The 10,275-nt window shown below is 67.1% G+C and carries 11 protein-coding genes; 4 read left to right on the top strand and 7 right to left on the bottom strand.

Going from position 1 to position 10,275, the window contains the following annotated elements:
* Positions 1-102 precede the first annotated feature (102 nt).
* From GS4_RS24345 to GS4_RS24330, 4 genes are all read left to right on the top strand, one after another.
* Positions 103-1,053 carry a hypothetical protein gene (locus GS4_RS24345; RefSeq protein ID WP_157226761.1) on the top strand — a complete coding sequence of 317 codons (951 nt, stop codon included), beginning with the start codon at positions 103-105 and terminating at the stop codon, positions 1,051-1,053.
* Between the two features lie 4 nt (positions 1,054-1,057).
* Entirely contained in the window at positions 1,058-1,408 is a 351-nt protein-coding gene (locus GS4_RS24340) for a hypothetical protein (RefSeq protein ID WP_007625685.1), read from the top strand.
* 94 nt (positions 1,409-1,502) lie between these two features.
* On the top strand, positions 1,503-1,745 hold the full coding sequence (locus tag GS4_RS24335; protein WP_007625684.1) for a hypothetical protein: 243 nt from the start codon (positions 1,503-1,505) through the stop codon (positions 1,743-1,745).
* 14 nt (positions 1,746-1,759) lie between these two features.
* Complete coding sequence (locus GS4_RS24330; protein WP_040511791.1) at positions 1,760-2,122, top strand: ribbon-helix-helix protein, CopG family; 363 nt, start codon at positions 1,760-1,762, stop codon at positions 2,120-2,122.
* Between the two features lie 138 nt (positions 2,123-2,260).
* Here GS4_RS24330 and GS4_RS24325 read toward each other — a convergent pair whose 3' ends face one another.
* The 7 genes from GS4_RS24325 to GS4_RS24295 are packed head-to-tail and all read right to left on the bottom strand — an operon-like array spanning position 2,261 to position 10,244.
* The gene (locus tag GS4_RS24325) at positions 2,261-2,830 is read right to left on the bottom strand and encodes a hypothetical protein (RefSeq protein ID WP_157226760.1); all 570 of its coding nucleotides are present in this window, start codon (positions 2,828-2,830) and stop codon (positions 2,261-2,263) included.
* Entirely contained in the window at positions 2,830-5,193 is a 2,364-nt protein-coding gene (locus tag GS4_RS25015) for a hypothetical protein (RefSeq protein ID WP_007625679.1), read from the bottom strand. Before GS4_RS25015 ends, GS4_RS24325 begins: the two co-directional genes overlap by 1 nt.
* Positions 5,190-5,921: an LtfC-like domain-containing protein gene (locus GS4_RS24315; RefSeq protein ID WP_007625677.1), complete on the bottom strand. Its 732-nt coding sequence runs from the start codon at positions 5,919-5,921 to the stop codon at positions 5,190-5,192. Before GS4_RS24315 ends, GS4_RS25015 begins: the two co-directional genes overlap by 4 nt.
* 25 nt (positions 5,922-5,946) lie before the next feature.
* A complete protein-coding gene (locus GS4_RS24310) occupies positions 5,947-8,304 on the bottom strand; it encodes a hypothetical protein (RefSeq protein WP_007625674.1) in 2,358 nt (785 codons plus the stop codon).
* Positions 8,304-9,368: a hypothetical protein gene (locus tag GS4_RS24305; protein WP_007625673.1), complete on the bottom strand. Its 1,065-nt coding sequence runs from the start codon at positions 9,366-9,368 to the stop codon at positions 8,304-8,306. The genes GS4_RS24310 and GS4_RS24305 overlap by 1 nt, the downstream gene beginning before the upstream one ends.
* Entirely contained in the window at positions 9,361-9,723 is a 363-nt protein-coding gene (locus GS4_RS24300) for a hypothetical protein (protein ID WP_007625672.1), read from the bottom strand. The genes GS4_RS24305 and GS4_RS24300 overlap by 8 nt, the downstream gene beginning before the upstream one ends.
* Entirely contained in the window at positions 9,720-10,244 is a 525-nt protein-coding gene (locus tag GS4_RS24295) for a hypothetical protein (protein WP_157226759.1), read from the bottom strand. The genes GS4_RS24300 and GS4_RS24295 overlap by 4 nt, the downstream gene beginning before the upstream one ends.
* Positions 10,245-10,275: the final 31 nt, after the last annotated feature.

The raw sequence follows: 10,275 nt of genomic DNA, 5'->3' as shown, positions 1-10,275 counted from the left end.
CCGGGGAGACCGCAAAATAGAGGGTGTAACTGTGACCGAGTGCGCGGTCACAAGTATGACAAAGGCGCAGTTGGGATGTGGCGTCGTGGGTATGATCCGCGCATGAAACGTAGCCACGGACGTTCTGCGCTGCTTGCCCTCGCGGCGGTGGCCGCATTGGCCGCATCGTCTTGCAGTACCGACAGCAACGATCAAAGCCCGAGTTCTTCGAGCGCTCCGGCGTCGGCGGCCGCAGCAACGAACGCCCGTGGCGCAATCGAGGTGGAGCTCGGCCAGCCGGTAAGTGTCAACAACTCCGACGGCAGTCTGCTCGTGAGGATCACCGACAGCAAGCTCGACGCCGCCGGATGTAAGACGGTGGACTATTCACAGATACCCGAGCTGGCAAAGGAGGGACTCAAGGGGCAGATTCGGCAGGTGAAGTTCGCGGCGATGGTCCAGATCGGCACGACCGAGATGCCAGAGTGGCTATGGAGTTCTGACTTCTACTTCGTGTCACGTGACGGCGAGGTCACAGACAACCTGACCGTTTCGCAGATGAGTGACGAACTGTCGAGCCCGTGCTCGGGCAACAAACAGATCATCGACCTGCCCCCGAATTCAAAGGCGCAAGGGGCCTCCACGATCGAGATCCCCATCGGGTCAGGAAACGGTGGACCGATAGCGATCGGCTACAAGGCGAAAGACCGCCGAGTGGAGTGGAGGTTGCCAGCCGATTGGGCAAAGAAGCTCGCTCCGCCGACCGCCGCAGCGACACCTGCTCAGCAGACCGAGGGGGTTCCCGCGCCCACAACTGAGCAGCAGGCAAAGGCGACGTTTACGTGTGGCGACCCTCAGACGTACCAGAGGGGGACGGCAATTTACTCGGATGGCTCCACAGGTTACGAGCAGGCGTGTGCGGGCCCCGGGGAGACCAATCCGTACGGTCCGCAAACCCGCGGTGACGCGGTTCCCGAAACAGGCACTCCGGACCCGAACTCCGCTGACGGGTACGGTCCTGGTCAGCCGTTGCCGCCATTGTGCGTGCGGTTCCCGGATCAGTACGACTGCTGAGCCCATGACGATCCCACCGACCAACGCCGACATCATCGCGGCTGTCTCCGAGTTCGTCCGCGAGCGGTCTGATGCTGGCGTCTTGATCGCGAAGGCGGTCAGTGACGTGTCCTTCGCTGATGGCCGGGTGCGCGTCACGATCGACCCGGCGCGGGCGGGTGCCGAGTATTGGGCTCTGATGGAGACCCGGGCACATGAGAACCTGTCCGAGCTGTTCGGCCGTCCTGTTGCCTTCAATGACGAGCAGGGTACGTGGCTACGCACTCGCGTCGAGCACGTCGATGTCGTCGACGTGGACGGGCGTGAGCTGGGGACGATCACGGCGGTCGAGCTGAACCGGAAGGCTGCCGGCTAACTGCCCACTGGCCGATGGTTAACGGCGTACTGTGGTACGTGTATGTCACACATAGTCGTTGACATCGAACGAGCATGTATGACATACTAGATGCATGGCGCGGATCTCACTCACAGCAGCAGCCCGACGACGGGCCTCGAAAGGCCGCATCGTCGCAGCCCTCCGCCACGCGGGGATGCCGCTGGAGATCGTCGAGCGTGACGGCGTGGTGCGGGTGTACTTCATCGGCACCGACGATCGCGGGATCGAGCTGGAGCTGATCCTCACGCCCGAGGACGACGACGACCGGTGGGTCGTGATCCACGCGATGCCAACCGGATTTCGGAAGAACTGGTGAGAGAGGTGATGGAGATGGCGAAGGTTCCCGACTTCAGCAACGAGCCGATCGAGGCCGAGGACATCGACCTCGAAGAGACTGAGGTGATCGTCGGCGGTGAACGGCTCACCGATGAGCGTGCCGAGCAGCTGGCCGAGGAGACGCTCGCCGAGGTCCGCGCGCGCCGCGAGGCCCGGACGAAGCACCTGGTCCCCGGCGGGAAGTCGCTGACCGGCGGGTCGACGCACTCACCCGTGCTCAACGTGAGAGTGCCGGCCGAGCTGAAGAGCGCCCTCGACGAGCAGGCCCGGGCGCAGAGCATGGGAACCTCGAAGCTCGTCAGGTCGATCCTCGAGGACTGGGCACAGGCGCAGCAGCGGGCGGAGGCGGACAGATGATCGGCCAGCTGGCGCTGGCGATAACGATCGGCCTCGCGCTCAGGACGCCCCGCTCCTAACCGGGGGGTGGGAGCGGGGCGCACAGGGTAGATCGCGACGCAGACGAGGACCGTTACATCAACTGATGTCGAGATTCTGTCAGCTCAGCCAGACGCCGGCGCCATTCCAGGCCGCCGATGCCTGCGTCAGCGACACCGGTGTCGACGCCCGGTCGGCCATGGCGAGGTTGTAGCTGGTGTTCGCCGATGCTTGTTTGGCGCGGATGTCGCCGTTCGACGTCGTCCCCGCCGCGGACACGTTCGGGCCCAGGAACGCACCCACCGCGAGCACGCCCGACCCGGTCGGGGTGACTGAGGGTGTGGTGCTCGAAGCGTTGGCGGTGACCAGCCCGGAGACCGTGGTGACACCGGTGTAGGCGGTGACGATGAGGGTGCGCCACGAACCGCCACCGGTGGTGGTGATGGTGTGCGACCCGGCGGCGACAGTCGCTGTGTACAGGCGCATGTTGCCCGACGTGCCCAGCAGCGTCGGAGCGACGCCGTCGACGGTGACCGAGGCCGATCCGATGATGTTGTTCGACACCGCGATGATCAGGGTGCACGCCGGGGTCGTCATCGTCACCGATGCGTCGGCGTTGGTGGCGGTCGCACCGGCGGCCTGATCGAACGCGATTGCCTGCACCGGCGGCGGTGCGGAGACGATCTGCATCAGGCGCACACGGCCTTGATGTCGGCGACAAGGCCCTTGCCCGGCGTGGCTCCGATCTGAGTGATGGCCACCGTGAGGATGTCGCCGGCGGCCACGGAGATCGCGAGGCTCGAGGTGGTCGCGCCCGCCACCTGGTTCGCGGCGGCGATGGTCGTCGAGGTGCCCGAGATCGCGGCACCGTTCTTGCGCAGCTCGACGATCAGGTTGCCCGATGCGTCAGCGGTGAGCGCACGGAAGGTGACCGCCTGGATGACGATTGCCCGCTGCACGGTGACGCCGAATGGATTATCCCCGGTACCGACCGCACGCGCGGTGTCCTTGCCGACGGCGATCATGCTGATGTCGGCCGGGATCACGACCGACTGCAGCGCGGTGTCGGCCTTGCCCAGCGAGGTCTGCACCGCAGCCGCAAGTTTCGCCTTCGCGATCGCGGCTGTGCCCGAGATGTCAGCATCGACGATGGTGCCGTCGAGGATGTGGGTGGTGGTGATGACGCCGGGGGCGAGCAGCGCGTCGAGTTGGCCCTTCGTCGCGACATGGCTCGCGCCGGTTCCGTCGGCGGCCGTCAAGCGACCGCTGGCATCACGGATGGGCACAGTGTTGGCGCCGGCACTACCGGAGTAGGCCAGTTCGACCATCGCGCCGGACCCGTCGCGGGCCGGAATGCGGGTGTTGTTCGCGGGCTTGTCTGCCTTGCCGGCCAGGGCCGTGGCGGTTGCGGTGCTGACTGGCTTCGCTGCGTCGCTGGTGTTGTCGACGTTGCCGAGGCCGACGTCGCCCTTGACGAGGATGATGTCGGGATCGAAGTAGCCGTTGACCGATCGGATCGCGCCGTCGGGGAATGCCAGTCGCGCCCAGTCGGTGGCCACGGCCGGGTTCTCGCCTTGGAGGATGTATGTGCCGCGGTCGGGGTTGCCGGTCTGGATCGCGACGTCGCCACGCTGGACGTTGAGGGCGAGTCGCTGCGCGGTGGTGGTCACGACGAAGGTCTCGACGGTTGCCAACGCCGGTAGCTGCGCCGAGGGCACGCGCCCGTCGACCAGGTCGGCTTTCTGGTCCCAGCCGGTGACCGTTGGATGATCCCAGGTGCCGCCGAGCTCGCCCGACACGGCGCCGGGCAGCCGCACGCCGCCCTTCTGGGCGGGCCCTGCGTTGGGGATGCCGGAGGCGACGGTGTCGGCGGCATCTTGCGCGGAGGCGGCTGCGGCGTCGGCCGAGTCCTGGGCGTGCCCGGCGGAGGTGCTCGCCGCTGTGGCTGATCCTGCGGCGGCGGTGGCCGCGGAGTTCGCGTCGGCCGCAGCAGTGACGGCGTTGTCTTCCGACGTGCCAGCGGTTGCGGCTGAGTCGGAGGCGTCGTCGGCGGACCCGGCTGCGGCGGTCGCTGCGGTGTTCGCGATCCCGGCCTGGGTGGTGGCGGTCGACGCCGCGTTCGCGGCGACGGTGGCGGACCCGGCGGCCGATGTCGCGCTCGTCTCGGCCGCCTGAGCGCGCGAGTCGGCGGCGACCGCCGCGGTGTCGGCTGCCGTTGCCGATCCTGCTGCCGTTGTCGCGCTGCCAGCGGCGTTGGTCGCCGAGGTGCCCGCGCTCGTGGCGCTGCCTGCAGCAGCAGAAGCGGCTGCGTTCGCGGCAGTTTCGGCCGCAGCCGCCACGTTCGCAGCGTCGACGGCGTTGTCGGCCGCGGTCTCGGCACCCGTGCGGGCCGAGGAGGCGATATCGCGGGCGGATGCAGCTGAGGTGGCGCTGCCGGCGGCCGCCGTCGCGGAGTTGCCTGCCTGCGTCGCTGCGGTGCCGGCGGTGCTGGCCGATTGGACTGCCGACGTTGCGGCCGTTTCGGCGCCGCCACGCGCGGTCTCGGCGCCGGTGCGGGCTGCTTGTGCCGCGCTCGCGCTGTTGCCCGCGGTGGTGGCGGACCCGGAAGCGGCTTGCGCGGCCGCGGCGGCGTCAGTGAGCGCAGGGACTACGACGACTTCAGTCGTTCCGTCGGACATGACGAACTGCAGCGTGTTGCCCGACGTGGCGACGTCGATGACACTCCGGCCCGGAGTGCCTGGTTCGCCACGGAACGGCACGCCGTCGGCTTCGTCGGTCCACTCCTCACCGGACCAGAAGTAGAGCAGCCCGGTCGCGAGGACGAGCATCGCGCCACCAGCCTGCTCGGCGTCGAGGTCAGGCAACGCGGCGTAGGTCACCACGTAGTACGGGTCGATCAGGTTCAGTCCCTCACCTCGTGGCCCGGGCGGACCGGGGAGTCCGGGGACCGGGGTGAGGAGCCCGACGCCGGGCGGCGGGATGATGTCGAGGGTGGTGACGTTCGGCGGTGCGATCGTGACCGTCTGGCCGTCGGAGCCGATGAGGATCGTCATGCGGGTGTCGCTCCCTTCCGGACGGGTCCGGTGAGTAGCTCGGTGGCGGGCGCGCTGGGGCCGGCCTTGTGGATCAGCCAGAACTGGCTGCCGGGCGGGACGGGGCTGTGGTCAGCGACGGGAACAACGATCGTTGCGACGCCGTCGACGATGACGAAGTCCCACCGCCGTGACGGGCTGGGGGCGCTGCCGATGAGGTAGTACAGCTGGGCGCCGTCACCGAGGTCGCCGTGGGTGCTGCGGAAGGTGTACGTGTAGTCGCCGACCGCCGGCAGGTTCAGGGTGCCGAGAGGTGTCGGGCGGCCGTTGTCGTTGCCGCTGGGTGGGGTGACGTCGACCAGATCGTTGAGGTGGACCTCTGTTTCGCCGTCCGGGGGTGGGGCGAACGTGATGGGCTTGCTCGCGAGTTTCGTGTTCTGCCATGTGAGGGTCGGTGTCGCGGTCCAGTGGATCGGGTAGCCGCCGATCGTGGCGACGAGCCAAATGCCGTCTCGGCCTTGGATGTCGGTGAGGACGCCGTCCGCGATGAGCGCGGTGACTGGGGCGACGGTGACGGACTTCGTAGGCTCGCCCGACGGGAGGAACCCGTTCGACCCGAGGAGTGGGGTGAAGAGAACCTTGCCGGTCGGGCGCACCTCGTCGGGTTCGGCGTCTGGGTCGGTGATGCCGTCGTCGACGACGTGCGCCCACTCGCCGGTGATGTGCTGGTAGGTGATGTCGTCGGCCATCATGGCTCCTGTTCGTTCATCCAGGTCACGCCCAGTCGGAGAGATAGAAGTTGTCCAGAGCCGAGCTGTTGGTGAACAGCTGGCGGCGAATCCAGATGCCACCGAATCGGCGTCCGCGTCCGTGTTGGATCACGTTGCCGGCGTCGACCCACGAGATCAGGACGGCCCACGTGGTGCCGTCGCTGTTCAGGCGCAGCACCTCGAAGGTGTTGGTGGTCGGGTTGTATCGCAGGATGTAGGTGCCCGCGCCGACCGAACCGGTGTACGAGGCGACTTCGGTGCCGTTGGCGTACAACTTCGCGGCTTCGTCGTACACCGACAGCGATGCCCCGTTGTTCCAGGCGGGAGTGCTTGACCCACACAGGAACAGGCCGCCGCCAAGCTGCTTGGTCTCGACGATGTCGATCTGCACCGACTGCTGGTCGGTGGACGTCTGGTAGGCGTAGCAGCCCGCCTGGTAGCCGTCGGACGATCCGCCATACGTGACGCGCCCGTTGCTGATCGACAGCTGTCCGGCGCTGGTCGAGCGCACCCAGTTGTTCCACGAGTTGGTGTTGAAGTTGTCGTAGAAGGTGCGCGGCAGGTTGACCTGTCCGATGTCGATCCCGAGGGACAAGAACGGTGTCGGCCCGGTGTACATCGAGTCCCGGGTCGCGGTCGCGATGGACGCGGGCGTCGCGGTCGACGGGTTACGGCCAGCGCCACCGGTGTACGGGCGCAACCCGGGGATCGGATTCGGGTACGGCCAGTTGATGCCGGCGAGGAACACGGTGCCCGATCCGGTCATCCGGAACTGCACCTCGTAGACGTCGCCGACGTCGGCATTGATCACGTCCGTCATGAGGTGCTGCTGCCAGGTGAGGACAGCGCTGAGGTCTCCGGCCAGATTGGGGGAGGTGTAGCCGGTGAATGTCGATGAGCCGTCGGCGTTCTGGCGATACAGGTCGAGGTAGAACGTCGACACGGTGCCGGTCTTCCACGCGAGGTAGGTGAACACCTTGCGTTCGGCCTGGGTCTTGAAGATGACGAGTGCCCACGGTGCGTAGCTCGCGGTGCAGGCGACGGTCGGGACGGTGCCCTGGTCGATCGTGAGGCCGTGCGAGTGCGATCCGAGTGCCTCGTTCGACGTCGAGTGCCGGTGCCCGTCGGTCAAGCCGGTGTTGCCGTGATTGTGGCTCCCGAGGTTGGCGTCGGCGATGGTGCCGGTGTGTGAGTGCAGGTACGGCGCCAGCATGACGAACGGGAACGACACGGTGCCGGTGCGGTCCGGACCGGTCTCCCACACGCCCATGCCCGACTGCACCGCGATCGCCTGCTGTACGTACTCGACCTGTGTGCCGATCGCGGCCGCGGTCTGGCTGGCTTCCTGCGCGGCCGCGGCGACCGGCGCGACGGCCTCGGTCGCCGCGGCGGTGGCGGCTACTGACGCCTGCTGCGACACCGACGTGAGTGACACCTGGGAACGCACCGCGTACGACGCCAGACCGCCCGAGAATTGCGGGACTGCAGCGAGCGCTGTCCATGTCTGGCAGGCGAACCCGTTGGATCGGAACCCGGCACCGGTCGGCACCGTGTTCGCCGTGTCGGTGTAGTCGATGAGGACCTTCGAGTCGATCACCAGCTGGTATCGGTTGCCCTCGGCTTTGAACTCGACTGTCGCGCTGTTGCTGTACGACTTCGACAGGTTTCGGCCGCCGTCGCCGGGGAAGTCGGTGAACGTCCAGCTGTTGCCCGATCGGGTGAAGCGGCCCATGTAGCACTTGCCGCCGAACAGATTGACGTAGACGCCTTGCGTGAAGTCCGGGTTGCAGCGTAGGAACAGGCTGGTGCACGGCGCTTTCGGCGTCCCGCGCGGGTGGATGACGGCGCTGACGGTGACATCGTCTGCTGAGGAGTCGGTCGGGCTCTTCGCCCACCGGCGGCCCTCGGATGGCAGGAGTGACCCGCGGTCGAGTTGCGCGGCTTGGTCGTCGATGCCCAGGGCCTGCCCGGTGCCGCCCTGCACCCACCCGTTCCCGAGAGAGCTCGAGTTGTCGCCGCGGTTGAAGTTGTCGAAGAACTCGGCGCCGATCGCGATGCGTCCCTCGAGCGCGGTGACGCGGGCTGCGACCGCGGTGTCGCGGCCGAGGACGTCGCGCACCCAGCTGACGATGCTGCCGTCGTCCTCGTTGCGCAGCGGTTCGACATCAGGCTGGGTGACGACTTGCCCGCCGATCGCGTCGGCCTGGTCCTGGATCGACCGGTCGTCGATGTTCTGCGGTGGGGGGAACGCGAACCCGGGAATCGTGCCGGGCGTCGCGATCACCCCATCGTTACCCAAGCCTGGGGTGGGTGCATCAGACCCGCCGTCGAACCACCGATCGCGGTTCGGGTTCTCGGCCATCAACGCACCCGCAGCAGCCGTACCCGAAGCTGGGCGTTCGTGTTGCGAATGTTCCAGCCCGAGAAGCTCCCCGCCTTCTTCACCGCAGATGCGTACAGCGTCACCTCGGTGCCAGATTCGATGACGCCTGCGCGGGTGTCGGGGTTGATCGCGACGTCGGAGTGGGCGCGGAACGCGACCTCCCGGTAACCCTCCCCGTCTTGGCCCTTGCCGTAGCCGACGATCGCGCCGGTGGTGGCATTGTCCTTCCGGATCTCCATGTCGATCTGCGTGCCGGTCGATGAGGACACGTCGACGCCGCCGGTGAAGTCGAACCGGTAGGCGAACGTCTTCGCGGGGATCACGACGGTGAACATGGTGTGCCGCACGTCGCTGGCGAGTTTCGACACCGTCGGGAACTGCGACGGTGGGATGACGTACTCCTCGATCCAGTAGCCGCCGGGGGAGGGCTGAAGCTTCCCGACGGTCGCGTTGTAGATGAACACGTCGCCGTCGTTCTTCGTCTTCGTCTGGTCGACGTCGACCGAGGTGAAGAACGGGCCTGACGCTCCGGGATCGCCTTTGTCACCCTTGGGCATCTCCGGCAGATCAACCCCGACGGCATAGCTGCCAGAGCCACCGGTGACTCGCACGCCGAACGCGGGGTCGTCGATCTCCTCGCCGTCGATCGTCAGCGATCCCGCGTTCAACGTCGGCGCCGGGCCCGTCGGCCCCGGGGTGCCGTACACGCCGTGATAGATCACGAACGTCTCGCCGGTCCACACGTACTGGTCGTTGGTGTTGGTGTTCCGGTAGGCCCAGTTGGTCATGTCGGTGGTCAGCACCGACGCGAGCGCGGTGAGCTCTGCGGTTGTCCGCTCACCCTGGTGGATCGCTCCAGGGGGGCCGGGAGGTCCCTGCTTGCCCTCGTATGCTGGCAAGCCCATCACCGCCCGCTCGGCTGCCCCGTCCTGGCGTCGTCGGATGTGGAGGTAGGAGTCGGTCATCGGGGGTGATCCCGCCGGCTGCGGGATACCGTAGATCTCCAGCTCGACGGCGAGCCGTTCGATCGGATCGTCAGCCATTGGCCTTCACCTTCTCCCTCAGTAGCTTCCACGCCTCGTCTGGTGTTTCGCCGAGCGCGGATATGCCGGTGGTGCGGTGCACGATTCGCGTCACCTCACCCGAGATGTTCTCGACCTGGACGTCGCCCATGTCGGGGGTCGATTCCCAATCGCCGAGCGCGATGTACTGCTCGGTCTCGCCCGACCAGACGAGGCCTTGGGTGTAGTTCACGACTGCCTGCGCGACGTACTCGCTGAGCGGATCCGGGATGGGCGCGAACTGGCCGTTGGTCAGCGGGGTGTTGCGCAGGAACGCACCGAGCCGGACCACGGTCGGGTCGTCGAGCGCATATGCCTTCGGCTTCTCTTCGGTCATCGCGCAGCCTCCACTGCAGCCCGCGTCGCCGCCTGCAGGTAGGTGATGGTCGACCCGGCTACCCGCTCCCGACCGTAGGCGGTGTGACGTCCACCAACCGTGTAGCGCCACAACCAGTCCAGGGTGTAGCCGGCGTCCCACCAGCGTGCTGGTGTCGGCTGCGGAAGACCTGTCACCTTCGACGCCGTCACACGATTCCCGTTATCCCCCGGCAACGCCGAGATCGGATCGTCAGGGATCGAGTAGGACCACCACGGCACGCGGGTGATCTTCCGTTCCCCCGCCACACCCCACCGGTTGGCGGGAACGCCGGGGTTGGAGCACTGCGCACGATGCCGCTTCGGATCGGCAATCAGAATGATGCCGCGGCAGTGGCGGGGCCGGTCGTACTCGAGGAAATCCCCCACGCCAGCAGCACCGAGCGAGTACCCGATGAGGATGTAGTCCTCACCGCGAGCGTCGATTACACCGAGGCGTTTGCGGATGTCGGTGATCGACTCCGCATAGGTACGGGTCCCCATCGGGCGAATCTCACTGATGTTGGGCAGCATC

Origin of the sequence: Gordonia soli NBRC 108243, assembly GCF_000334455.1 — a bacterium.
GTDB lineage: Bacteria > Actinomycetota > Actinomycetes > Mycobacteriales > Mycobacteriaceae > Gordonia > Gordonia soli.
The sequence above is the reverse complement of the archived record's forward strand: the minus strand, read 5'-3'. Positions and strand labels throughout refer to the sequence as shown.